The sequence below is a fragment of the Mesonia hippocampi genome, assembly GCF_014197445.1.
Lineage (GTDB): Bacteria > Bacteroidota > Bacteroidia > Flavobacteriales > Flavobacteriaceae > Mesonia > Mesonia hippocampi.
Window position 1 is genome coordinate 25,486 of record NZ_JACIFO010000002.1, and the last position, 25,836, is coordinate 51,321.

General features: G+C 35.8%; 25 protein-coding genes and 1 tRNA gene. 15 read left to right on the top strand and 11 right to left on the bottom strand.

Translation table 11 applies throughout. The features are described 5' to 3' along the window. Positions 1 to 32 precede the first annotated feature (32 nt). The gene (locus GGR32_RS02330) at positions 33 to 863 is read right to left on the bottom strand and encodes a siderophore-interacting protein (RefSeq protein WP_183475983.1); all 831 of its coding nucleotides are present in this window, start codon (positions 861 to 863) and stop codon (positions 33 to 35) included. A 29-nt stretch (positions 864 to 892) separates the two neighbouring features. Beyond that, positions 893 to 1,159, bottom strand: a complete 267-nt coding sequence (locus GGR32_RS02335; RefSeq protein ID WP_183475985.1) for a cupin domain-containing protein — start codon at positions 1,157 to 1,159, stop codon at positions 893 to 895. A 149-nt stretch (positions 1,160 to 1,308) separates the two neighbouring features. On the opposite strand from GGR32_RS02335, the gene GGR32_RS02340 reads away from it, so the two are divergent. The 14 genes from GGR32_RS02340 (at position 1,309) to GGR32_RS02405 (ending at position 18,671) form a co-directional block, all read left to right on the top strand. Next, on the top strand, positions 1,309 to 1,677 hold the full coding sequence (locus tag GGR32_RS02340) for a hypothetical protein (protein WP_183475987.1): 369 nt from the start codon (positions 1,309 to 1,311) through the stop codon (positions 1,675 to 1,677). Between the two features lie 85 nt (positions 1,678 to 1,762). Beyond that, positions 1,763 to 4,612, top strand: coding sequence for a DNA polymerase I (polA, locus tag GGR32_RS02345; protein ID WP_183475989.1), 2,850 nt, complete (start codon positions 1,763 to 1,765; stop codon positions 4,610 to 4,612). Between the two features lie 386 nt (positions 4,613 to 4,998). Then, positions 4,999 to 5,454: a 50S ribosomal protein L13 gene (gene rplM / locus GGR32_RS02350; RefSeq protein WP_343066417.1), complete on the top strand. Its 456-nt coding sequence runs from the start codon at positions 4,999 to 5,001 to the stop codon at positions 5,452 to 5,454. Next, positions 5,455 to 5,841 (top strand): 30S ribosomal protein S9, encoded by a 387-nt coding sequence (rpsI, locus tag GGR32_RS02355; protein ID WP_183475991.1) that lies wholly within the window; start codon positions 5,455 to 5,457, stop codon positions 5,839 to 5,841. It begins immediately after the preceding gene. Between the two features lie 149 nt (positions 5,842 to 5,990). Next, positions 5,991 to 6,758, top strand: a complete 768-nt coding sequence (rpsB, locus tag GGR32_RS02360) for a 30S ribosomal protein S2 (RefSeq protein WP_183475992.1) — start codon at positions 5,991 to 5,993, stop codon at positions 6,756 to 6,758. Between the two features lie 97 nt (positions 6,759 to 6,855). Next, positions 6,856 to 7,677: a translation elongation factor Ts gene (gene tsf, locus GGR32_RS02365; protein WP_183475993.1), complete on the top strand. Its 822-nt coding sequence runs from the start codon at positions 6,856 to 6,858 to the stop codon at positions 7,675 to 7,677. 123 nt (positions 7,678 to 7,800) lie between these two features. Continuing rightward, positions 7,801 to 8,508, top strand: a complete 708-nt coding sequence (pyrH, locus tag GGR32_RS02370) for a UMP kinase (RefSeq protein ID WP_183475994.1) — start codon at positions 7,801 to 7,803, stop codon at positions 8,506 to 8,508. Between the two features lie 49 nt (positions 8,509 to 8,557). Next, positions 8,558 to 9,112, top strand: a complete 555-nt coding sequence (gene frr / locus GGR32_RS02375; protein ID WP_183475995.1) for a ribosome recycling factor — start codon at positions 8,558 to 8,560, stop codon at positions 9,110 to 9,112. Positions 9,113 to 9,195: 83 nt separating this feature from the next. After that, on the top strand, positions 9,196 to 11,625 hold the full coding sequence (locus GGR32_RS02380) for a DUF5686 and carboxypeptidase-like regulatory domain-containing protein (protein ID WP_183475996.1): 2,430 nt from the start codon (positions 9,196 to 9,198) through the stop codon (positions 11,623 to 11,625). A 58-nt stretch (positions 11,626 to 11,683) separates the two neighbouring features. Then, positions 11,684 to 14,086 (top strand): efflux RND transporter permease subunit, encoded by a 2,403-nt coding sequence (locus GGR32_RS02385; protein ID WP_183475997.1) that lies wholly within the window; start codon positions 11,684 to 11,686, stop codon positions 14,084 to 14,086. A 90-nt stretch (positions 14,087 to 14,176) separates the two neighbouring features. After that, on the top strand, positions 14,177 to 15,619 hold the full coding sequence (gene asnS, locus GGR32_RS02390; RefSeq protein WP_183475998.1) for an asparagine--tRNA ligase: 1,443 nt from the start codon (positions 14,177 to 14,179) through the stop codon (positions 15,617 to 15,619). A gap of 1 nt (position 15,620) precedes the next feature. Next, the gene (locus GGR32_RS02395; protein ID WP_183475999.1) at positions 15,621 to 16,484 is read left to right on the top strand and encodes an RluA family pseudouridine synthase; all 864 of its coding nucleotides are present in this window, start codon (positions 15,621 to 15,623) and stop codon (positions 16,482 to 16,484) included. Positions 16,485 to 16,607: 123 nt separating this feature from the next. After that, the gene (gene rpoN / locus GGR32_RS02400; protein WP_183476000.1) at positions 16,608 to 18,059 is read left to right on the top strand and encodes an RNA polymerase factor sigma-54; all 1,452 of its coding nucleotides are present in this window, start codon (positions 16,608 to 16,610) and stop codon (positions 18,057 to 18,059) included. 6 nt (positions 18,060 to 18,065) lie between these two features. Further along, the gene (locus tag GGR32_RS02405) at positions 18,066 to 18,671 is read left to right on the top strand and encodes a hypothetical protein (RefSeq protein ID WP_183476001.1); all 606 of its coding nucleotides are present in this window, start codon (positions 18,066 to 18,068) and stop codon (positions 18,669 to 18,671) included. Positions 18,672 to 18,682: 11 nt separating this feature from the next. On the opposite strand, the gene GGR32_RS02410 is transcribed toward GGR32_RS02405, so the two are convergent. The 8 genes from GGR32_RS02410 to GGR32_RS02445 form a co-directional block, all read right to left on the bottom strand. Continuing rightward, complete coding sequence (locus tag GGR32_RS02410; protein WP_246415160.1) at positions 18,683 to 19,474, bottom strand: porin family protein; 792 nt, start codon at positions 19,472 to 19,474, stop codon at positions 18,683 to 18,685. A gap of 96 nt (positions 19,475 to 19,570) precedes the next feature. Continuing rightward, positions 19,571 to 20,056: an ExbD/TolR family protein gene (locus GGR32_RS02415; protein WP_183476002.1), complete on the bottom strand. Its 486-nt coding sequence runs from the start codon at positions 20,054 to 20,056 to the stop codon at positions 19,571 to 19,573. A 20-nt stretch (positions 20,057 to 20,076) separates the two neighbouring features. Then, positions 20,077 to 20,694 (bottom strand): ExbD/TolR family protein, encoded by a 618-nt coding sequence (locus tag GGR32_RS02420; RefSeq protein WP_183476003.1) that lies wholly within the window; start codon positions 20,692 to 20,694, stop codon positions 20,077 to 20,079. Between the two features lie 2 nt (positions 20,695 to 20,696). After that, positions 20,697 to 21,107: a hypothetical protein gene (locus GGR32_RS02425; protein WP_183476004.1), complete on the bottom strand. Its 411-nt coding sequence runs from the start codon at positions 21,105 to 21,107 to the stop codon at positions 20,697 to 20,699. 30 nt (positions 21,108 to 21,137) lie between these two features. Beyond that, complete coding sequence (locus GGR32_RS02430; protein WP_183476006.1) at positions 21,138 to 21,935, bottom strand: MotA/TolQ/ExbB proton channel family protein; 798 nt, start codon at positions 21,933 to 21,935, stop codon at positions 21,138 to 21,140. 72 nt (positions 21,936 to 22,007) lie between these two features. Next, a tRNA-Ser gene (locus GGR32_RS02435) sits at positions 22,008 to 22,095 on the bottom strand. 84 nt (positions 22,096 to 22,179) lie between these two features. Continuing rightward, entirely contained in the window at positions 22,180 to 23,208 is a 1,029-nt protein-coding gene (locus tag GGR32_RS02440; protein ID WP_183476007.1) for an asparaginase, read from the bottom strand. Positions 23,209 to 23,210: 2 nt separating this feature from the next. Further along, the gene (locus tag GGR32_RS02445) at positions 23,211 to 23,993 is read right to left on the bottom strand and encodes a TatD family hydrolase (protein ID WP_183476736.1); all 783 of its coding nucleotides are present in this window, start codon (positions 23,991 to 23,993) and stop codon (positions 23,211 to 23,213) included. Positions 23,994 to 24,071: 78 nt separating this feature from the next. Between GGR32_RS02445 and GGR32_RS02450 the strand changes: the two genes are divergently transcribed. Beyond that, the gene (locus GGR32_RS02450) at positions 24,072 to 24,509 is read left to right on the top strand and encodes a retropepsin-like aspartic protease (protein ID WP_183476009.1); all 438 of its coding nucleotides are present in this window, start codon (positions 24,072 to 24,074) and stop codon (positions 24,507 to 24,509) included. A gap of 80 nt (positions 24,510 to 24,589) precedes the next feature. Here the strand turns inward: GGR32_RS02450 and odhB are convergent, their stop codons facing one another. Beyond that, complete coding sequence (odhB, locus tag GGR32_RS02455) at positions 24,590 to 25,801, bottom strand: 2-oxoglutarate dehydrogenase complex dihydrolipoyllysine-residue succinyltransferase (RefSeq protein ID WP_183476011.1); 1,212 nt, start codon at positions 25,799 to 25,801, stop codon at positions 24,590 to 24,592. Positions 25,802 to 25,836 lie beyond the last annotated feature (35 nt).

Sequence of the window (25,836 nt, forward strand, 5' to 3'; positions counted from 1 at the left end):
AACTGTTTCTGCTTCTCCATAGCATAGCGTTTTTAAATGGTTTCTTTTTCTTTTTGACGTTCAGAAACCGATTTATCTTCTGCTACACCAGATTTCCAATAAGAATATGCATAGAGTTCATCACGGTTCCAGCTTTTTTCTTTTCGTAAATAATGGCGTATTTTTTTTACTGCCGAAAATTCTGCTGCCACATAAGCAAACCTATTTTCCTCTGGAAGTTGAAGCTTTTTAACCTCCTCAGGAAGTCTACTCTCGCCTAAATGGGTTTTTTGATGCAACCAAGTATAATTAACAGTTGCACGGGTAGAAAAAATTTGCTCGTCTGCTTTGTCGTAAACCTCTAGAATGCAAGTAACTTTTGCCTCGCTAGGTAAATCTTCTAAAATTGAAGCCAACACAGGAAGCGCAGTAGCATCACCTACCAGTATGTAGTGTTCTGCAAACGGGTACAATTCACTTTTTCCGTTTTTCATTAACACTCCCAAAACATCTCCCTTTTGAGCTGTAAGCGCCCAGTTAGAAGCAGGACCTTCCTCGGCATTTTCTCCATGAATTACAAAATCTATCCAGATTTTATTAGCTTCAAGGTCTATTCCTCGATGGGTATAGGTACGAATAAAAGGACGCACCTCTTCTGGCGGTTGTATCCATTGCATTTGTTCATAATCAAAAGTAGGAAAATGTATTGCTGTACATCCCTTAGGCGGAATCATAATTTTATTATTTACTCCTACTGTGGTATTCGCAAACTTATAAATGTTTTCGCCTGTAAGATACACCCGTAAATAATGTGGGGTTATTAACTCCTTTCTGGTAACGTACAATTGTTCTTGGATGGTTTTTATCTCCTTAGTAGCTTCCATAATTTAATTTCGTTCTGGTTTTATAATAACTAGGCTAACACCCTTGGGGGAAAAGGTTTCTGTTCTACACCTTTAGGTACAATAAGGCTTTCTCCTTCGGTTATTTCTACAATTTCTTTGGTTGGAAGCTCTAAAAACAAGGTCCCTTCCATTACCATAAACAGCTTATCTTCCTTTTCATGTTTATGCATTTCATATTCCCCCTGAAGCTTAACCAGTTGAATACAGTGATTATTTATTTCCCCTAATTTATGAAGCTTAAGGTTTTCTGAAACAGCATTTAAAGCTGCTTTCATATTAATCTTTATAACACTCACAGCTTATTTATTTTTATTAAGTCTAAATAACTACAAATGTAATTAATAATGAAAGAAGCAGCAACCCTATTACGCACAAAATACCAAATGCATAGTTTTTATTACTTTTGTAGAAATTAAATATTAGCATGAAAAAAGCGGTTTTACTATTATTAACAACTACATTTTTATTTTTAAACAGTTGTAAGAAAGAAAAAAATTATACAGGGGTATGGGAAAACACTGCCCATTACGGGAAACTTACCATTAAAATAGACAAAGAAGAAAGCGGGTATTTCTTAACACAAACACACACGCCGCTACGCAAACATGATCATGACCATGCGCATAATCATAACCATGAGCATGAGCATGAAAAAAAAGAAAACAAGATAAAAGTAAACATACAGAATGACAGTCTTTTTTTTACGATAAAAGAAGAACCCCAAACAGCAAGTTTTTCTGAAGACGAAAAAACACTTAAAGCTTTTGGACGCATTTACACCAAAAAACCTTGAAGTAAAGCTTAAACTACTTTTCTACAGCTTAAAAAAATCTTGTAGCTTTGGTAAATAAATATTTTTAGACCATAATTTACTTTTTATGACAACTCCTGCAAAGAAACGCCTTTTCCTTTTAGATGCCTACGCCCTTATTTTTAGAGGTTATTATGCTTTTATAAAAAACCCGCGAATAAATTCTAAAGGACAAGATACCTCGGCTGTAATGGGGTTTATGAATTCGTTATTTGAGGTTATAAAAAAAGAAAAACCAGACCATTTAGCCGTTTGTTTTGACAAAGGAGGAAGTGCTGAACGTGTTGAAATGTACGAAGCCTACAAAGCAAACCGAGATGCAACCCCAGAAGCCATAAAAATTTCTGTTCCCATAATTCAAGAAATTTTAACCGCTATGCATATTCCTGTTATCGAAAAAATGGGGGTAGAAGCAGATGATATTATCGGGACTCTTGCCAAACAAGCCGAAAAACAAAACTACCAGGTATTTATGGTTACCCCCGATAAAGATTTTGGGCAACTGGTATCTGAAAATATATTTATGTACAAACCTGCCCGTATGGGAAATGGTGTAGAAATTTGGGGGATTCCCGAAATTCAAGAGCGTTTTGGGGTAGAACACCCAACCCAAGTAATCGATTATTTAGGCATGATGGGAGATGCCTCTGATAACATTCCCGGATTACCAGGTGTAGGCGATAAAACCGCTAAAAAATTTATTGCACAATTTGGCAGTTTAGAAGGTTTGCTTGCAAATACAGACCAACTAAAGGGTAAAATGAAAGAAAAAATTATTGCCAACGCAGAGCTAGGAATTCTTTCTAAAAAATTAGCCACCATTTTTATCGATTGCGATGTAACTTTTGATGAAGATGACTTTGAGCTTTCTAAACCCAACATAGAAAAAGTGGTAGAACTTTTCACCGATTTAGAGTTTAGAAGGCTTACCGAACAATTTATAAAAATGTTTAATGAAGGAAGTCCAGAAAACAACGGACTTACCACAACCGCTGCACCAACCAAAAACACTAAGGAAGAAAAACCCGTTGCAGGAGCGGGTCAATATTCTCTTTTTGGAAACGACACTTCAAAAACAGCCATAAAAGCAAAAGATTTTCAAGGCTTTTTAAACCATGAAAATACCCCACACTTCTACCAAAACATAACCAGTAATTATGCCATTAAGCTTTTTGTAGAAAAATTATTACAGCAGCCCTCGGTATGCTTTGATACAGAAACCACAAGCTTAAATCCTCTTGAAGCTAAACTTGTAGGCATAGCCTTTAGCTGGGAAAAACAAAAAGGCTATTACATTCCCATCCCAGAAGATGACGAAAAAGCCAACAAAACACTAGCTTTACTGCTACCGTTTTTCACCCACGAAAAAATCGAGAAAATTGGGCAAAATTTAAAATACGATATTAAGGTACTCGCCCAATACAACATTCCTGTTAACGGAGCATTATTTGATACCATGCTTGCGCATTATGTTATTAATCCTGATATGCGCCATAACATGGATGTTTTGGCAGAAACCTACCTTAATTATCAACCCATAAAAATTGAAGAACTTATAGGTAAAGGACGCAAACAAATATCTATGCGTGAAGTTCCGTTAGCCCAACAAACAGAATATGCCGTAGAAGATGCCGACATCACCTATCAGCTAAAACGATTTTTTGAAGCCGAACTAAACGATGCCAACAACGGTAAACTCTTCCGAGAAATAGAAATTCCATTATTACGCGTTTTAGCAAAAATGGAAACCGAAGGCATCAAGATAGACAAAGCATTCTTAACGCAATTATCTAAAGAATTAGAAAAAGACATCCTGCAGCTCGAAAAAACCATTTACCAAGAAGCCGACGAAGAATTTAACATTGCTTCACCAAAGCAACTGGGTGATATTTTATTTGGAAAATTAAAACTTGTAGAAAAACCAAAAAAAACACGAACAGGACAGTTTTCTACCGCCGAAGATGTACTTGCCGAATTGGCCGATAAGCATAAAATAATCAATGATGTTTTAGCATGGCGAGGCTTAGTAAAACTAAAAAACACTTACGTAGATGCGCTTCCTAAACAAATAGAAGCCACAACGGGTCGCGTACACACCGATTACATGCAAACCGTTGCTGCCACAGGTAGGCTAAGCTCCAACAATCCTAATTTACAAAACATCCCTATCCGTACAGAACGCGGAAAGCTCGTAAGAAAAGCTTTTGTTCCTAGAGATGAAAACTATGTATTATTAGCCGCCGATTATTCGCAAATAGAACTTCGTATTATTGCAGCCTTAAGTCAAGAAGAAACCATGATAGAAGCATTTAAACGAGGAGAAGACATCCACGCTTCTACAGCTGCTAAAGTATTTAATGTACCGCTAGAAGAAGTAACTCGCGAACAACGTAGCAATGCAAAAACGGTAAATTTTGGTATTATATACGGCGTGTCTGCATTTGGATTAAGCAACCAAACCAATTTATCGCGAGCAGAAGCCAAAGAACTTATCGAAAACTACTACAAAACCTACCCGAAGCTAAGAGATTATATTGACGATCAAATAGAATTTGCGCGTGAAAACGGTTATGTTTCTACAGTTATGGGGCGTCGCCGTTACCTAAAAGACATTAACGCAAAAAATCATGTAGTGCGCAGTGCTGCAGAACGAAACGCAGTAAATGCACCCATTCAAGGTAGTGCTGCAGATATCATAAAAGTAGCTATGATAAAAATTCAGGAAGAATTAGACAAAAACAATTTCCGCTCTAAAATGCTTCTTCAAGTACATGATGAATTGGTTTTTGATATCCATAAAGAAGAATTGGAAGTATTACAGGAAATGATAAAAACAGCCATGCAAAATGCTTTTTCACTAAGTGTTCCGCTCGATGTAGATTTAGGCATTGGACAAAATTGGCTAGAAGCACATTAATTATATAAAAATCTTAATTTAAGTAATTTCTAAAACCATTATGAAAATTTCAGCACAAGCAAAAAAGTATATCCTTATAAGCATTGGTGTACTAGGCCTACTTTGCTTTGGCTATGCTTTTTTAGAAACAAAGAACCCTATATTTCTACTCTTTGTTGCCCCTTTCTTATATGGAGTTCGCTTTTTTAGAAAAAAACCACACTAAAAACCACCGTAGCAATCCAAAACCTTATAATTAAAACACTTTCAATACTTTGGTTTTGAGCACAGTTAGATAAAAAATATAAACAACACCCCTTGTTATATAAATAATTAATTGTACATTTGCACCCCGTTTCTCTAACTAGAGAAGTGGGAAAGGAATGTTTAATTTAAAATTTTTTAGTGTGGATACATTAAGTTACAAAACAGTTTCTGCCAACAAAAACACTGTAAACAAAGAGTGGGTTGTGCTAGATGCTGAAGGACAATCGTTAGGTCGTCTTGCTTCTGTTGCTGCAAAGTTAATTAGAGGTAAGCACAAGCCTGATTTCACCCCACACGTTGATTGCGGAGACAACGTAATTGTTGTAAATGCAGAAAAAATCAACTTAACAGGAAACAAATGGAGCGATAAGGTTTACCTACGCTACACCAACTATCCTGGGGGACAACGCAGTTTAACAGCTCAAGAATTATTCGATAAAGACCCAAGAAGAGTTATCGAAAAAGCTGTAAAAGGAATGCTTCCTAAAAACAAATTAGGATCAGCACTTTTTAACAATCTAAAGGTATTTGTTGGTGCAGAACACAACCACGAAGCACAACAACCTAAAAGTATTAACCTAAACGAACTTGTTTAAATGGAGAGAATTCATAAAATAGGACGTAGAAAAACAGCTATTGCTCGAGTATATGTTACTGCTGGAGAAGGTAAAATAACTGTCAACAAAAAAGACATGAAAGATTATTTTACAACAGCTACTTTACAGTACAAAGTAAACCAACCTTTAATGCTAACCGAAAACGAAAATACATTTGACATTAATGTAAACGTTATTGGTGGTGGTATTACAGGCCAAGCAGAAGCTATTCGTTTAGCTATCTCTAGAGCAATGTGCGAGATAAACGAAGAAAACCGTTTATCACTTAAGCCAGAAGGTTTATTAACTAGAGACCCAAGAATGGTAGAACGTAAGAAATACGGACAGAAGAAAGCTCGTAAAAAATACCAGTTCTCTAAACGTTAATATCGAGTTTTATACTCATTTAATTTTAAAATATGTATTTGTTGTTATCTCGTTAAACCCGAGAGTTAGTTTAGCATCTAAATAAGCAAGGCCGAGAATCATCGCCAGGTGTTTATTGCTATCTCAACAGAACGTAAACTATTACAAAAATGGCAAACAAAATAGAAGTAAAAGAATTATTAGATGCAGGTGTACACTTTGGTCACCTCACTAGAAGATGGAATCCAAACATGGCACCATACATCTATATGGAGCGTAATGGTATTCACATCATCAACCTATATAAAAGTGCTGCAAAAATGGAAGAGGCTGCAAATGCCCTTGCAAAAATTGCAGCTAGTGGACGCAAAATTTTATTTGTTGCAACCAAAAAACAAGCTAAAGAAATTGTAGCAGAAGAAGCTTCAAGAGCTAACATGCCTTATATCACCGAGCGTTGGCCTGGTGGTATGCTTACCAACTTTGTTACTATACGTAAGGCGGTTAAGAAAATGGCTTCGATAGATCGTATGAAAAAAGACGGTACCTTTAACTCTCTTTCTAAAAAAGAGCGTTTACAAATAGACCGTTTAAGAGCAAAATTAGAAAAGAACTTAGGTTCTATCTCTGATATGACTCGCTTGCCTGGAGCTTTATTTGTAGTAGACACTACAAGAGAGCACATCGCTATTAGAGAAGCACAGAAATTAAACATTCCAATCTTTGCAATGGTCGATACCAACTCTGACCCAAGAGAGGTAGACTTTGTGATTCCAGCAAACGACGATGCTTCAAAATCTATCAAAAAAGTAGTTTCTTATATGGCAGACGCTATTAGCGGAGGTCTTAGCGAAAGAAAAGCTGAGCGCCAAGCTAAAAAAGAACAAAAAGAAGAAGCTGCTCCTGCAGCAGAAGCTACCAAAACAGCGGAAGAATAAAATAACAATTTTATAAACTCAGCACACAAGTCGTTTAGTTATTTTATTCGTAAAATAGAATGCTAAACGACTTTTTTAAATTTTTAAACTAAAGAACATGAAAATAACAGCAGCAGAAGTAAATAAGCTAAGAAAAGCTACCGGTGCCGGTATGATGGATTGCAAAAAAGCACTTGTAGAAGCAGAAGGAGATTTCGATAAAGCAATTGAAATTTTACGTAAAAAAGGACAAAAAGTAGCCGCCAAGAGAGCCGACAGAGAGTCTAGCGAAGGAGCTACCATAGCAAAAGTAAGCGCAGACCATAAAAAAGGTGCAGCAATCTCTTTAAACTGTGAAACTGACTTTGTGGCTAAAAACGAAGATTTCATCAAATTAGCTAACGATTTTGCAGAACTAGCTTTAAACTTTAACAGCCTAGAAGAATTATTAGCTGCAGATTACAACGGAATTACTGTTGCTGATAAATTAACAGAGCAAACAGGAGTAATTGGAGAAAAAATCGAGATCGGTTCTTTCAAAACCATAGAAGCTCCTTTTGTTGGTTCATATATTCACGCAGGTAATAAAATTGCTGTAATCACAGGTCTTTCTGGAAGTGGAGAAAATGCTGAAGAAATTGCTAAAGACGTAGCTATGCAAGCAGCCGCAATGAATCCTGTTGCTTTAGACGAAAGCGGTGTAGACCAAGAAACTATCGATAAAGAAATAGAAATTGCTAAAGAGCAACTTCGCCAAGAAGGAAAGCCAGAAGCAATGTTAGACAATATTGCTAAAGGAAAAATAAACCGTTTCTTTAAAGACAACACTTTAGTAAACCAATTGTTTATTAAAGATAACAAAATTACCGTTGCACAACACGTACAAACATTAGGAAACGATGTTAAAGTAACTGCTTTTGCTAGAGTTGCCTTAGGATAATCTGCCTCCTAAAAGATAAACTAAAAACCACTTTAAAATATAAAGTGGTTTTTTTATACATTTTTTTCTGACAAACAGAATATCACTATATTTGCAACAGCTTGTTTATAACACACATCCCACATGCACTACAAAAGAATACTATTAAAACTATCTGGAGAAGCCCTAATGGGTGAACGCCAGTACGGCATAGACCCCGAACGTCTAGCCGATTATGCAAAAGAAATAAAAACCGTTACCGACAAAGGTATTGAAGTAGCTATTGTAATTGGCGGCGGAAATATATTTAGAGGTGTTGCAGGCGCCAGTAAAGGCATGGATCGCGTGCAAGGAGACCACATGGGGATGCTTGCTACGGTAATAAATGGCCTCGCATTACAAAGTGCTTGCGAAGACCACGGCATAGAAACCAGATTACAATCTGCTGTTAAAATAAATGAAGTTGCCGAGCCCTTTATTAGACGAAAAGCCATACGCCACCTAGAAAAAGGACGTGTAGTAATATTTGGAGGAGGAACAGGAAACCCTTATTTCACCACAGATTCGGCAGCAGTTTTAAGAGCTATAGAAATTGAAGCCGACGTAATTTTAAAAGGAACACGTGTTGATGGGATTTATACCGCAGATCCAGAAAAAGACGAACAAGCTACTAAGTTTGACTTTATTAGTTTTGACGAAGTACTAAACAAAGGGCTAAAAGTAATGGATACCACCGCTTTTACCCTTAGCCAAGAAAATGAACTTCCGATAATTGTATTCGATATGAATAAGCCAGGAAACCTACTAAAAGTAGTTTCCGGAGAAAACATAGGGACAAAAGTAAATTTGTAACATAAACTTTGTAAACTTACCCAATCATAACCGTATTAAAAATAAGACGATGGATTCAGAAATTAATTTTATCCTAGAAAGCACCGAGGAAGCAATGAACGGGGCAATACAGCACCTAGAAAAACAATTCTCAAACATACGTGCTGGTAAAGCATCTCCTAGCATGCTAGGCTCTGTAATGGTAGATTATTACGGTAGCAAAACCCCTTTAAACCAAGTAGCCAATATCAGCACACCAGATGCAAGAACCTTAGCCATACAACCTTTTGAAAAATCGCTTATTCAAGAAATAGAAAAAGCAATTATGATGGCTAATTTAGGTTTCAACCCTATGAATAACGGAGAAAGCGTTATCATAAACGTACCACCACTTACTGAAGAACGCAGGAGAGACCTAGTTAAACAAGCAAAGGCCGAAGCCGAAGACGCAAAAATTGGCGTACGTAACGACCGTAAAAATGCCAACAACGATTTAAAAAAATTAGAAGCTTCTGAAGATATCCAAAAAAGTACAGAAACAGATATCCAAAAGTTAACCGATAGGTTTATTACCACTATCGATGAGCTTTTAGTTCAAAAAGAAAAAGAAATCATGACGGTTTAATATAAATAAATTATACAACCTAATGGGTAAACTAAAAGCGGCATAATGATTGTCGCTTTTTTTATCGTTCACCAAACAACACTATGCAAAAGCTGCTTCTTTTACTACTCTGCTGTTTACCCAATTTTATTTTAGGGCAACAACAAAAAGGATTTGTTTTAGACCAAAGCACTAAAGCCCCGCTACCCTTTGCCAGTGTTTATCTTCCCGCAGAAAAAACATCGGTATTTACCAATATTGATGGTTCGTTTGAAATTGATGTTACTCAACAATCACAAAAATTAGAAATAAGCTACCTAGGTTATCAAACCCAATACATACCAATACAAACAGACAGGATACTTAAAATTCACCTTAACCCCAAAGCAGAAAACCTAGGGGAAGTCTCTATAAACACCACCTACCTGGCAGCTAATAAAATAATAGAACAGGCTATTACACGTAAGCAAAAAAACGACCCCGATTTAAAACTAAACTCATACCAATACAGCAGTTATAATAAATTAATTATAGATAACGAAAGTCAGCTACTAGAGTTTAATCAAATTGATCAAGACAACTTAGCCATAAAAACACTTATAGAAAAAGGACGTGCTTACCTTACAGAACAAATAAGCAATTTTGTATATACTAAAGAAAAAGGTCCAAAAGAAACCATTACCGCAACACGAACTGCTGGTTTTGAAAAACCAGTGTATCAATTATTATCTATAAAAGTACAATCGTCCTCTTGGTACAAGGACAGCTATACAATATTTGGAACAGCCTATGCCGGGCCATTAGGCAATAAAGCCTTTAAAAATTATCATTATAAAATACTAGACACCCTTACAGGAGAGCAACCTGCGTATGTTATCTACTTCCATCCTAAACGCCAGCAAGTAGTAGCAGGACTAGAAGGAATTTTGCATATAGACACCACAAGTTATGCCATACAAAAAGCAAAAGGACAGCTTCGGGGGAATTTAATTATAAATGCCAGTCAAGATTTTGAATATTTTCCTACAGAAAACATCTGGTTTCCCACAAAACAAAGCCTAACACTAAAGCCAGGAAAATACCAGCAAGAAGTAGCTATTTTTGGAGGTAATATACGCTTAGGAAACATCTCTCCAGCATCATCCGAAAGTCCTTTATATTTAAAAGCAACACAAACCAACCAAACTATAATATTTAACAAACCCGTATCGATTACAAAAAACCAAAGTGCTGTTACACTCTCCGAAAAAGCAACACAACAACCCGAAAGCTTTTGGCAAAAAAATCGTACAATCCCGTTTACAAAACGAGACGAAAACACGTTTACCAGTGTTTCTAAACAAATAGAGCAAGAAAACATCAACAGGAAAATAGACATTATAGAAAACTTTAAAATAGGTTATTTCCCGATTTCTTTCTTAAATATCGACTTACGAAAATTAGTTAAATACAACAACTACGAAAGTTTTAGACTAGGAACCGGCCTTATCACGAACGATAAGCTATCTTCCAATTTCAGGCTTCATAATTACATCGTTTATGGTTTTAAAGATAACCAAATAAAATATGGATTTGGAGGCGCCTTAAAACTAAACAAAAACAACCGTTCTTGGATAGATGTTAGCTATATTAATGATATTGAGGAAGTAGGTGCTTACCAATATCTTACCGATTATCAAAGCTATTCGCTATTTGAACCTCGACTGGTAAACATTAACTTTTACTATAAAATAAAAGAATGGAGTAGCACCTTAAGCCATCGGTTTTCTCCACAATTAAAAAGTAACTGGCAGTTATCTCATAGCGCTATAGACCAAACCACAGGCTACCGATACGAAACCGATTCTAAATCGTATAAAGATTATCGAATATCAAAAATAGGTATCGGGTTAGAGTGGAGTCCTTTTAGCGAGTTTCTCACCTCGAGCAATAAAATTATCGAACTCGAAAAAAACTACCCTAAGTTTTCTATCCAAGTAGAACAAGCCTTTAGAAATGTTTTTAATAGCGATTTTTCTTTCACAAAAATTGGGGCAAAAATAAACTACAGCCTTCAGCAGCTTAACCAGCAAACTACCGAGGTTATTCTGGAAGGAAATTATGCCGTAGGGCAATTACCGCTTACACATAGCTTTCATGCTTACCCTAATAACCCTACCAAAGATGCACTCTTACAACGCTTTTCTGTTGCTGGAATAAGAACTTTTGAAACCATGTATTTTAGTGAATTTTTTAGTGATAAACAGCTTAACCTCCAAGTAAAACATTTTTTTAAATCTTGGTATTTATGGGAATATAGCCAACCCCAATTGGTTTTAATTTCTAGGCATGCTATTGGAGACATGACCCAACTTAACAACCATATTAATTTAGATTTCAAAACATTAAATCATGGTTATAATGAAGCTGGGCTTGAAGTCAATCAGCTGCTTATGGGCTTTGGTATTAGTGCCGCTTATCGCTATGGAGCCTATCACCTTCCTAATTTTGAAGATAATATTTCCTTAAAATTCACCTTTAACCTTAAGCTTTAAGTAAAAATTAGGGTTTATTGTTAGGCATTTTATACCTTTGCTGCCTTTAAAATTCATCATGAATAAATTATTTAGTTTTGGCTTTTGGAATACGATTGCCCGTATAATTTTACGCAATCGGTTATTTATTATTTTAGCAGTTATTGCGGCAACTATTTTTCTTGCAATGCAATGGAAAAATATGCGTTTTACGCACACCGAAGCCAATCTTCTACCAGACCATCATCCTGTAAATTTAGAATACAACAAGTTTGTAGATAAATTTGGAGAAGAAGGAAACCTTATTGTAATTGCTACTAATGATACCAGCGTATTTACTCCTGAAAAATTTAACGCTTGGAATGCCTTGGCTGAAAAAATTGGAGCTTATGATGAAGTTTCGTACACAATAAGCGTTGGAAATTTAAAAGAATTAAAAAAGTTTGAAAACCCTAAACGTTTTGAGCTTGTACCATTAACCGATAGCATAAAAACCAACACCCTTGCGGGGGTAAAACAATACGAAGACAAGCTTTTTAATAAGCTTCCGTTTTACGAAGGGCTTGTGTACAGCAAGCACACAAACACCATACAAACCGCTGTTTACCTAAAAAAAGAAATTGTAAACTCTAAAGAACGTAAGATTTTTGTAATGGACGTTCTTCAACCAATTTTAGACGATTTTAAAACCCAGCAAAACTTAGAGATTCATGTATCGGGAATGCCTTATATCCGCACGCTAAATGCGCAAAATATCATTGACGAGATACAATGGTTTGTAGGAGGCGCTTTGTTAGTTACATCGCTAATATTTTTCTTCTTTTTCCGTTCGGTACGTGCTACGCTTATCTCCATGCTCACGGTAATTATCGGGGTAATGTGGTCGTTTGGAGTTTTGGGATTATTAAACTACGAGATTACTGTGCTTACTGCTATTATCCCGCCTCTTATTATTGTGATAGGAATTCCCAATTGTATTTTTCTAATAAATAAATACCAACAAGAAATTAAAATTCACGGCAATAAAGCGAAATCATTACAACGTGTTATCGCAAAAGTGGGGAACGCTACACTTATGACCAATGTTACCACAGCCTCTGGATTTGCTACCTTTATTATTACAGAAAGCACCTTGCTGAAAGAGTTTGGTATTGTAGCCTCTATCAATATTATTGCTATTTTTATTCTTAGCCTACTCATTATACCCATTGCCTACAGTTACCTTCCTAAACCCAAGGAGAAACACCTAAAACACTTAGGTAAAACCTGGCTAGAAGGTTTTGTAAACTGGATAGAGCGTACCGTTAAAAACAGACGAATTACCATTTATATATGTGCGGTAATTGCACTTATTGTAAGCATGATAGGCATCTATATGATACGTGTTTCTGGAAGCCTTCTAGAAGATATGCCTAAACAAGCGGCGTTTTTTAAAGATATTGAATTTTTTGAAGAAGAATTTAATGGAATTATGCCACTAGAAATACTTATCGATACACAACGAGACAAAGGTGTTTTAAAACTTAGCACCCTAAAACGCATGCAAGATTTAGAAGAGCTTATTATAGATGTTCCAGAGCTATCTAAACCCATATCGATATTAAATCTTGTAAAATACAGCAAACAGGCCTATTATAACGGAAACCCCGATTATTACCAACTCCCAACATCGCAAGAAAGAAATTTCATTTTTCCATATCTAAAGGGGTTAGCTGGCAACAACACAAACGAAGCCTTAAATTCCTTTGTAGACAGCACAGGAAGATATGCCCGTATGACCATTTTAATGAAAGATATTGGCACCGACGAGATGGAACGCATCGAAGCCAATATATGGCCTAAAATAAATAAAATTTTCCCAGAAGAACGCTACGATATCAGCATGACAGGAAAGGCTTTGGTTTTTCAGAAAGGAACAAACTACTTGGTCAAAAATCTAGTGCTTTCATTATCCTTAGCCATATTGCTTATCGCCATATTTATGGCATGGATGTTCCGTTCTTTTAAAATGATTATTATTTCCTTAATTCCAAATTTACTTCCGTTACTTATTACGGCTGGAATGATGGGCTTTTTAGGCATCCCCATAAAACCCTCAACAATTCTTGTATTTAGTATCGCCTTTGGAATATCGGTAGATGATACCATTCACTTTTTAGCAAAATACCGCCAAGAATTAAAAGCACGCCATTGGAAAATTAGACAATCGGTTTACCCTGCTTTACGCGAAACTACCGTGAGTATGTTTTATACCTCGATTGTGTTATTCTTCGGATTCTCGGTATTTATGATTAGTAGCTTTGGCGGCACAAAAGCATTAGGCGGGCTGGTATCGGCAACACTTTTATTTGCCATGCTTTCTAACCTATTGCTACTCCCCTCTTTACTACTCTCACTAGAAAGAAATATTGCTAACAAAAAAACATTAAAAGAACCACCGCTAAAAATTATAGATGATGAAAGTGAAGAAGAAATAAACTAAGCTTTTAAACATAGGTTAACACACAATTCTTCTTGCTTTACGTAAGACATTTCTGAAATCTTTTATCTTTGCAGTTTAAATAAAAATACCATGAAACATACCAGAATAGCCACTTTATTAGAAACCGATCATCTTTTACAAGATTATACTGTAAAAGGATGGGTACGTGCCTTTAGAAGCAATCGATTTATCGCTTTAAACGACGGCTCTACACTTGCTAATATCCAATGTGTTTTAGATTTTGAAAACACCGACGAAGAAATTATTTCTAAAATTAACATTGGGGCTGCGGTAAAAATTTCAGGCGTTTTAAAAGAAAGCGAAGGAAAAGGACAACGAGTAGAAATAGAAGTTAATGAAATAGAAATCCTAGGTGAGGCAGACCCAGAAGATGTTAAAAAAACTATCCTATCACCAAAACGCCATAGCCTAGAAAAACTAAGAGAGCAAGCACACCTACGCGTTCGTACAAATACCTTTGGGGCTATAATGCGCTTACGTTCCAAATTGGCTTTTGCCGTACACCAATATTTTAATACTCAAGGGTTTTACTATGTAAACACCCCTATTATTACAGCAAGTGATGCAGAAGGCGCAGGAGAAATGTTTAAAGTAACCAACTTAGACCTAAACAACCCTCCAAAAACAAAAGATGGTAAAATAGACTACTCTCAAGATTTTTTTGGTAAAGAAACAAACCTAACCGTTAGCGGACAATTAGAAGGAGAAACTTACGCCCTTGGACTAGGAAACATTTACACTTTTGGGCCTACATTTAGAGCAGAAAACTCCAACACTTCTCGCCACCTAGCCGAATTTTGGATGATTGAACCCGAAATGGCTTTTTGTGATTTAGACGGAAATATGGACCTCGCGGAAGATTTTATAAAATACGTACTAAACTATATTTTAGAAAATTGTGACGAAGATTTAGCCTTCCTTGAAGAACGCCTTTTACAAGAAGAGAAAAGCAAACCAGAAAAGGATCGCTCTCCTATGAAGCTTCGCGAAAAACTAAAGTTTGTTACCGAAAACAACTTTAAGCGCGTTAGTTATACCGAGGCAATAGACATCCTCAAAAACTCTAAACCCAACAAAAAGAAAAAATTCAATTACCCTATCGAAGATTGGGGTGCCGATTTACAAAGTGAACACGAACGTTACTTGGTAGAGAAACACTTTAAATGCCCCGTAATTTTATTCGATTACCCTGCCGATATTAAGGCTTTCTACATGCGCTTAAACGACGATGGTAAAACCGTACGCGCTATGGACGTACTTTTTCCTGGAATAGGAGAAATTGTTGGAGGTGCACAACGAGAAGAACGTTTAGACGTACTAAAAGAAAAAATGAAAGCAATAGGCATCGAAGAAGAAGAACTTTGGTGGTACTTAGACACACGCCGATTTGGCTCATGTGTACATAGTGGTTTCGGACTTGGTTTTGAGCGTTTAGTACTTTTTGCCACGGGCATGAGTAATATTAGAGACGTAATTCCTTACCCTCGCACACCACAAAACGCAGCATTTTAAATTGAAAATACTAGAAGAGCATAGCGTTCCTGCAATAGATAAAAGCATTCGGTTGCAGGAATATGCTGCGCTTATTTTCACTCAACTCCCCACGAGAAGTGCCGTTAAAAAAGCCATAAAAAAAGAGCTGCTTTATATAGACGATCAAGTAGCTAGCACGGCTACCTGGATAAAAGAAGGGCAAAAAATTAGCCTTTATGCCCAAAAAAACACGACCAAAAAAATATTCAAACTCGATCTAAAAGTTTTGTTTGAAGACAACCAACTTGCTGTAATTGTAAAACCAGGAGGATACCCCACAAACGGAAATTACTTTAAAACCATAGAAAACGCCCTACCACACAACTTAAGCCCTAGTACAGCTCCTGATGCACTAACATACCCTATACCTGTACACCGGCTAGACAACCCAACTTCTGGTCTTCTTATTGTTGCCAAAACCATTACCACAAGGCAAGCACTACATTTACAATTTGAAGAAAAAAAAGTAAACAAAACCTATCAAGCGCTCATAACGGGAAAGTTTTTACAAAAAACAGGGAAATTCTCCACACCAATAGCTCAAAAAAAAGCCGAAACATATTATACGCAATTAAAAACCTACAAAACCAACACAACTATTTTTAGTTTAGTAGAACTAAAACCAATTACAGGCAGAACTCACCAGCTTCGCATACACCTATCAGAAGCCAAACACCCTATTATCGGTGATATTTCTTACGGAAGTACCATAAGTACACCCAACATTATGCTTACAGCTACGGGTATAAAATTTCAACATCCAACAACGTTAGAAGAACTATCTTTCACCTTAGAATGCCCTAAAAAATTTTTGCAATTTATTAGAAAAAATTCAGTATCTTAAATTACGCTAATATCACCTAAAAAAGACATAGGTTTGGTAATAAAAGTTGAAAATCTTAACAGATATTTAGCCACAAGCTATATGCCAATTTTAGTATTTTTGTAGAAACAAGCCTTTATATTTATGCTCAAACAGCAATTAAGTTTTAAATTATCGCAGAAATTATCTCCGCAGCAAATCCAGTTAATGAAACTGATACAACTGCCTACACAAGCTTTTGAACAACGCATAAAACAAGAGCTTGAAGAAAATCCTGCCTTAGATAGTGGTAAGGAAGAGAATACTGACTTTGAGGATGAATTTAAAAACGATGAGTATGAAGCCGACCACGAGGTAATTGAAACCGACATTAATGTAGATGAATACCTTAGCGATGACGACATCCCTAGCTATCGACTACAAGCAAATAATTATAGTAAAGATGATGAAGATAAACAAATACCATATGCTTCAGGAACATCTTTTGCTCAGTACTTAAAAAACCAACTGCAAACCTTACGCTTAGATGAAGAAGAGTATAGCATTGCAGAATTTTTGGTAGGAAGTGTAGACGAAAGCGGCTATATACGCAGAGAAGTAAACGACATTGTAGACGACTTGGCTTTTACACAAAACTTATACACAAGCTCAGAGAAAGTTACCCGAGTACTAAAAACAGTTCAAGAATTAGACCCTGCAGGAGTTGGAGCAAGAAATTTACAGGAATGCTTATTAATTCAGCTAAAAAGAAGAAAAACAACCGCTGCAGTTAGCCTAGCCATAAATATTTTAGAGGATGCTTTCGAGCAGTTTACAAAAAAGCATTACGATAAAATCAATCATAAATTCTCTATTACCAAAGATCAACTCCGCGAAGCTATTGAAGAGATTGAATCTTTAAACCCAAAACCCGGCGGAAGCTACAGTAATAACACCCGTATTGTAGAACATGTTGTTCCAGATTTTACCATTAGAATTAAGGATGGCGAATTAGAACTCTCGCTTAACGGAAGGAATGCGCCACAAATGCATGTTTCTAGAGAGTATAGCAACATGCTAAAAACCTATAAAGAGTCTAAAGAAAAATCTAAAGAGCAAAAAGACGCTGTTTTATTTATAAAACAAAAATTAGATGCCGCCAAATGGTTTATAGACGCTGTAAAACAACGCCAAGAAACACTTATGCTTACCATGAGTGCTATCATGCATTATCAAGAAGATTATTTTTTAAGCGGTGATGAACGTGATTTAAAACCCATGATTCTAAAAGATATTGCTACCGAAATAGACATGGATATTTCTACCGTATCGCGTGTAGCAAATAGCAAATATGTAGACACCCCATACGGCACTTTTTTAATTAAAGATTTTTTCTCTGAATCGATAAAAAATGATCAAGGAGAAGATGTTTCTACAAGAGAAATAAAGAAAATATTAGAAATTACCATTGCAGATGAAGACAAACGCAAACCGCTTACCGACGAGAAACTAGCAAAAATATTAAAAGAGAAAGGCTACCCTATTGCACGGCGAACTGTTGCTAAATACAGAGAACAATTACAAATTCCTGTAGCTCGTTTACGCAAAGAAATATAAAGGCTTATGAAACGCTTTATAGCCATTGCCTCCTATTTATTTCATCCCTTATTAATGCCATTGGTGGGTATTTTACTCTATTTCTGGTTAACAAAGCGCTTTTATCCTATGCCTGTAATAAAAGCAAAAATCTTAGCTGTAGTTATCTTTACCCTTATTATACCGCTTATTTTTTCTTTTATTTTAAGAAACTCAAAGCTCATCTCTAATTTCAGTCTTTCTAAAGTAAAAGAGCGTAAAATACCTTTACTTTTTTATGCTACTATTACACTTACCATTATTAATTTTATATTTCCAAAATACCAGTTTAACATTCCTTATCTATTTTTTTCAGGAATTTTATACGCTACGCTTCTTGTGCTTCTAGGCACTTATCTTAAACAAAAAATCAGTTTACACATGGTAGGTATAGCTGGTCTTTGCACATTTATTATAGGAGTTTGTATTTATTTTGGGCTTCCCCTTTACGGGTTAATTGCCTTTTTTATTTTTGCTACAGGGTGGACAGCTTCGGCAAGACTACAAGCCAAGGCACACAATCATAAAGAACTTATTTTAGGCATTATAGCAGGAGGAGGAACCCAACTTGGCTTGTTTCTTCTGTACTTATAACAATAGTGTTTTTATAATATATAAATAACAAAACCAATTTTTATTGGATAAATTTCTATTGCCTCATTAGTATCTTTTACATAGGCGCTATCAAATAAAGGGTTTAAGCTGTACAAAAAGTAGAAATTAAAGCCAGAGTTCCCTACAGAAAGTTCTAAACTATACCTAAACCGATTAAGCTCTTTTGCATCTGTCTGAAAAACGTTATTACCTGACTGCTTAAATTTAGATTTAAAATAATAAATATACCCTAAACGCAAACCCGAATATATACGCCAAAAATTTGCATTTTCTGGGGTAGAAGTTCGCCACCTAAATTGCAAAGGAACTTCTAATTGATGTGTAACCAAACGGTTTGTACTATAATCGACCAAGGTTTTATCTAATACAAGAAATACCGATTTATTATTTTCATCTTCAGAGATAAATAAATTCTGCCCATAAGAGTTTATAGCCCAACCTAAGCCTGCACCAAAGGCAAGATTACGCCTTTTATTAATAGGCATATCTCTTATGTAACCCAACTGCATTCCGCCCGAGAAACCAGATTGACGCATCCCTTTTGGTTTTTTTGACAATAAATCGAACATGATGCCAAAGTAAAACTGATCCTCTCTATAAAGGCTATCTACAGAGTTTTCAAACAGTTTAAATTTTTTATTATCTGGCTGTTTTATAACGCTATCCTGCTCTTGCGCATAACTAAAAGATAAGGATAGAAACATAAAAAGCAATATCAGGTTATTCTTTTTTAACCTAAGGATATGGTTAAGCTTTTCTATATTTTTAATCAATGTATACATATAAGGAGAAAAATATTTTATAAAGGTAATATATCTTCATAAAAAAAACCGCCTAAAAATACATTTAGGCGGCTTGATATAATGTAAATACCAATTTTATTTCCCGAAGTTCTCTACGGCATCTCCAGTTTTGGTAGTATAGTTAATTCTATACGCTTCAGCTCTACGTAATTCATACTTAATGTCAGATACAAGTCCCATATTGGTTTCTCTATCTATTTTAAGCGATGTGGTAAGATCTTTCTGTAACTCTTCACGTTTAGAAGCTCTTTCTTCTATAATGAATTGTTGAATATCACTCACATTTGCAAATTTATCATTAAGCTGAACCCTAGCTTCTGTACCGTATTGGCTTTTGTAATTTTCGCTAGGTTTCCCTGCATAGATATACATTACTAAGTCTTTTTTCTGTAGCTTTTCTACTTGGTCTGCTGTTGGAAGTTCGTTTTTAATCATTAACGTATTCTCACGCATTACAGTTGCCACCATAAAAAAGAATAATAACATAAATACAATATCAGGTAACGAGGCTGTTGATATCGCTGGTAAATCACCAGATTTTTTCTTTTTAAATTTAGACATAATTTTTGCTTAAGCTAAAATTAGTTATTTTTTTCTGCTTCTGCTTCAGACAGCTTCATTGGATACATCTCACGTATTTGTTTAATGTTTTCCTTAAGCCGTTCCCTATTTCCGCTATAATTTGCTTTATCGGCAAAATCTTGCTCCATCTTCACGAAAGATTTTCCAAATACACGTTGTGCTTCACGGTTTCTCAACTCGTTATAAGCAGCAACAAGCTCATTTTGCACGGCAATGTAAGCTCCGTAACTTGTCTCTCTATCATTTTGTAAAGAGATAGTTGCTTTTACTGGATTATCTGAAGATTCTGGGTCTTTCTTACCTTGACAGTAATTACATGCATCCTTTCCTGTACCTGAACCGTTATCTAAGAAATCTATTGCTGCTTGACGTAAGTCTTTTAATTCCATAACTTGATCTTCAACTAGAAGTTCTCCGTTACGGTTTACAATTACTTCAAAAACATTTTTCTTTTTAAGCGGCGGCGGCGGTGTCTGCTCATCCTCTATTGGTGGCAATTTACGATTGATACCACTATCGGTCTCAATGGTTGTTGTCACCAAAAAGAATATTAACAGTAGGAAGGCGATATCCGCCATGGATCCTGCATTAACATCTGGTGCACTTCTTTTTGCCATAATTATTTACTTATTAATTTTTTAACGCTAGAATATATCATTAATAAAATAGCCACTGCTGCTAAGATGTAAAATGTTCTTAGCCCTGCACCTATCCATTTAGATTCTCCAGCTGTAAGAATTTCCCCATTACGCATTACTGTATCTACTCCAGATGACATGAAGTAAGCAATAGCTACCACTACAACAAATGCTCCAAGGGTAATCAAGGTTTTTTTAACGTCTCCTGTAAGGATATCTTTTAATCCAAACACGGCTACCAGTAGCAATAACAATGCCCCTACAACATAAGTAATGTAAAGCATTGGCTCTACTAGCGAAGCGTTATCGGAAGTAAATAGCCATATCCCTAATACCAAGCCTATAGCACCTAGTATTAATGAAACTATTTTTAATATTTTATATAAAGCCATAATTGTTATTTGTTAACTGTTATTTGGAAATTATTTACTGTGCTTGTGTGCTACTAAAATATCGATTAAAGTAATCGATGCATCTTCCATATCGTTAACAATACTATCTATTTTTGCAATAATGTAGTTGTAAAATATCTGAAGAATAATAGCCACAATAAGACCAAATACAGTTGTTAAAAGTGCTACTTTAATACCTCCCGCCACTAATGATGGTTGCATATCTCCTGCAGCTTCAATTTTATCAAAGGCTTGAATCATCCCGATTACCGTCCCCATAAACCCAAGCATTGGTGCTAAAGCGATGAATAAAGAAACCCAAGATACGTTTTTCTCTAATTGTCCCATTTGTACACCTCCGTAAGCTACTACTGCTTTTTCTGCAGCATCGATACCTTCATCCATACGGTCTAAACCTTGGTAGTAGATAGAAGCAACTGGTCCGGCAGTGTTTCTACAAATTTCTTTTGCAGCTTCTACGCCTCCGCTATTTAAAGCATCTTCTACACTTTGGGCTAGTTTTTTAGAGTTTGTTGTAGATAGGTTTAAGAAGATAATACGCTCGATTGCAATTGCTAAACCTAAAATAAGACATAAAAGTACAATACCCATAAATCCGGCACCTCCTTCTATGAAACGTTTTTTAAGCTCTTGGTGAAATCCTAAAGATTCCTCTGCATTTGCATCGGCGGATGCTTCCTGATCATCTTGTACAAATTTTACTACTACAGATGGCACAGCGGTGTTAACCATACTACTTGCGTTTGCTGAGAAACTTCCAACAGCCATAATTGTAGCGATTACTAGAATAGAAAATAATCTTTTCATTGGTATTTGTCTTAATTTAATTAGTTAAAGGTTATAAATATATAAAAATTATCGTTAACAACGTTATTTTAGCAGAGAGGAAGGGATTCGAACCCTCGATTCCGCGTTACGGAATACACACTTTCCAGGCGTGCGCCTTCGACCACTCGGCCACCTCTCTATTGTTTTAAGCCTATGTAGCCATTTTTAACGAGAGCAAATAACAAAAAAAATATTTGCCATTCAAACATTGTGTGTTATTTTTTCATAACATTTCTCCTCGCAACGAAGTTTCAAAGATAGTTTTAAAAACATTTTTTCCTAAATTTTTGGGCAATAAATACATCATTTTTGCTACTGCCGCTTCTGTTGTAATGTCTTTTCCGGAGATTACCCCTATTTTTTTTAGGGCTGTACTTGTTTCGTAATGCCCCATAATTACACTACCTCCCAAGCATTGGGTAACATTTACAATATAAATACCTCTTTGGATAGCCGCTGATATAATTTTTATAAACCAAGATTCGTTTGGGGCATTTCCGCTACCATAAGTTTCTAAAATCACCCCTTTCAGATTTTGAAAATTTAACATATATGCTATTGCATCTTCTGTTATTCCAGGGAAAAGTTTTAGTACAATCACGCCTGTTTCTAACTCTTTATGTACATATAACTCTTTTTTAGCACTTATTTTATAGAGATAATTTTTATTTACATCGAGATGAACTCCAGATTCTGCTAATGGTGGATAATTATATGAAGTAAAAGCCTCAAAATGCTCTGCATTTACTTTTACGGTTCGGTTTGCTCTATATAATTTGTATTCAAAATAAAGCCCTACTTCTGTAATAACAGGTTTTTTATTTTCTTGCAAGCCTGCCAACTGTATCGAGGTAATAAGGTTTTCTTTAGCATCGGTACGTAAATCGCCAATAGGTAATTGTGAACCTGTATAAATTACGGGTTTTTGTAAATTTTCTAATAAAAAACTCATTACAGAAGCACTGTAAGCCATTGTATCGCTTCCGTGCAAAATTACAAAGCCGTCGTATTTTTTATAATTTTCCGCAATTACTTCTGCCAATTGCACATAATAAGTTGGCTGCATATTAGAGGAATCTATAGGCTCACCAAAACTCAGGGTTTCTATATTATGCTCTAATAGTTTTAGCTCTGGAATGTTGTGCAACAACTCGTCAAAATCGAAGGCTTTTAAAGCTCCTGTTTCAAAATCTTTTATCATCCCGATGGTTCCTCCGGTATAAATCAACAAGATATTTGCTTTATATTCCATAATCAATTAAGGTTTTTAAATATTTCTTGAGCGGTTTGGGTGGTTGTATTTGCTATTTCTGCCAATGTAGTTTGGTATATACTGGCTAATTTCTCTGCTACTAACACGAGATAACTACTCTCATTGCGTTTTCCTCGATAAGGTGTTGGTGCTAAATAAGGAGCATCGGTTTCTAAAACAATATGTGTTAACGGAATTTCAGCCAAAAATTTATCTATTTTACCATTTTTAAAGGTAAGCACACCTCCTATTCCCAACTTCATATTGTACGAAATGGCTTTTTGCGCTTGTGCTAAAGTTCCTGTAAAGCAATGAAAAATTCCATAAAGATCATCTGATTTTTCTTCTTCCAAAACTTCAAAAACCTCATCAAAAGCATCTCTACAATGAATTACAATAGGAAGTTTATACTGTTTTGCCAATTTTATTTGCGCTCTAAAGGCTTCTTGTTGGATGTTTAAATTGGTTTTATCCCAATACAAATCAACCCCAATTTCTCCAATGGCACAAAAAGTATTAGATTTCTCTTTTAACTCACTTGCTACAAAATCTAGTTCTGCTTTATACGATTCTGGCTTAACTGAGGTTGGGTGCAACCCCGCCATCAGACCTATATGTGCAGGGTATTTGTTTTTCAACTCATACATTGCTTCTGTCGAGTTTGTATCTATAGCAGGAAGGTATAGTTTTTCTACTCCTGCATCGAGCGCCCTTTGCATAGCTTGGTCTCTATCTTCTGCAAAAGCTTCGCTATACAAATGTGTATGCGTATCTATAAATTTTATCATGTCACAAAGGTAATAGTATTCCTACTTTATAAAAATACAAAACAAAAATCCTGTACATTTGTCAAAAAAAGCAGCATGGCAAGTTTACGGAAATTTCTTAAAGAGAAAGACTATCAGCGTGTAAAACTAATAGAAACCGCCACCAACCACTTAGAATTAAAGGTTGAAATAAATGGTATTGAAGGAAATTTTATCTTAGACACAGGTGCATCTAGCAGTTGTATTGCGAATGATATGGTTGAACATTTTAAGCTTTATGCCGAAGAAAGCGATATTCGCGCTGCTGGTGCTGGAGCAATTAATATGGAAACGCAACTTGCCAATAAAAACACTTTAAAGATTGGCTCTTGGAAAAGAAAAAAGGTAAGTCTAGTACTTTTTGACCTCAGCCATATTAATCAAGCCTTAACAGATCACGACGCCAATAAAGTACATGGAATAATTGGGGCAGATATTCTTGATAAAGGAAAGGCAATTATCGATTATAAATCGAAATCTTTATTTCTTAAATAAGAGAGTTATTAGAAAAGAAAAAATCGGCAAGAAAAAATTCTTGCCGATTTTTTTATAAATATACGTTACTCTTTATTGTATTATAACTCTAAAGCTTTTTTGATATTATTCTCCATAAGTAATTCTTCTGGGTTTTCTAATGCTTCTTTTATGGCTACTAGGAAACCTACAGACTCTTTCCCGTCTATAATACGGTGGTCATAAGAGAGTGCTAGATACATCATTGGTCTAATTTCCACTTTTCCATCTACAGCAACTGGACGCTCTATAATATTATGCATTCCTAAAATACCACTTTGCGGCGGGTTAATAATAGGGGTTGATAACATTGATCCAAATACACCTCCGTTAGAAATTGTAAACGTACCTCCTGTCATTTCATCTACGGTAATTTTACCATCTCTTGCACGCAGGGCTAATCTTTTCACTTCTGCCTCAACTCCTCTAAAGCTTAAGCTTTCTGCATTTCTAATTACAGGAACCATTAATCCTTTAGGACCAGAAACTGCTATACTTATGTCTTTATAATCAAAGGTAATCATATCCTTTCCGTCAATCATACTGTTTACTGCAGGATACATTTCTAACGCACGCACTACGGCCAATGTAAAGAAAGACATAAACCCAAGACTTACGCCGTGTTTAGTTTTAAAGTCTTCTTTATATTGTTTACGTAAATTAAATATCGCAGACATATCAGCCTCATTAAACGTGGTAAGCATTGCCGTTTCGTTTTTGGCACCCACAAGACGCTCTGCTACTTTACGTCTAAGCATCGACATCTTTTTACGTGTTTCTCCTCGGCTACCGTTACCTGGTGTTCCCATAGAAGGTTGTGCTTCTACAGCATCCTCTTTAGTAATTCTACCGTTTTTACCAGTTCCCGTTACTTGTGCAGCATCTATATTTTTTTCTGCTAATATTTTTTTAGCAGCTGGAGAAGGTGTTCCACTTGCGTAGTTTTTTTCTTCTTTAACTTCCTCTTTTTTAGGAGCTGCTTCTGGAGCTTTTTCTTCTTTAGTTTCGCTACTCGCTACCGCTCCTTCTGGTTTTGCAGCATCGGTATCGATTAAACATACTACTTCTCCAACGGCAACAGCGTCGCCTTCTTCTGCTTTAAGCGTTATGATACCGCTTGCTTCTGCTGGGAGTTCTAAGGTAGCTTTATCGCTATCTACCTCTGCAATTGCTTGGTCTTTTTCTACATAATCACCATCTTCTACAAGCCATTGAGCTATTTCAACTTCGGTAATCGATTCTCCCGGTGAAGGGACTTTCATTTCTAAAGCCATAATTTTCTATTGTTTCAGTATTGTATATTCTAATT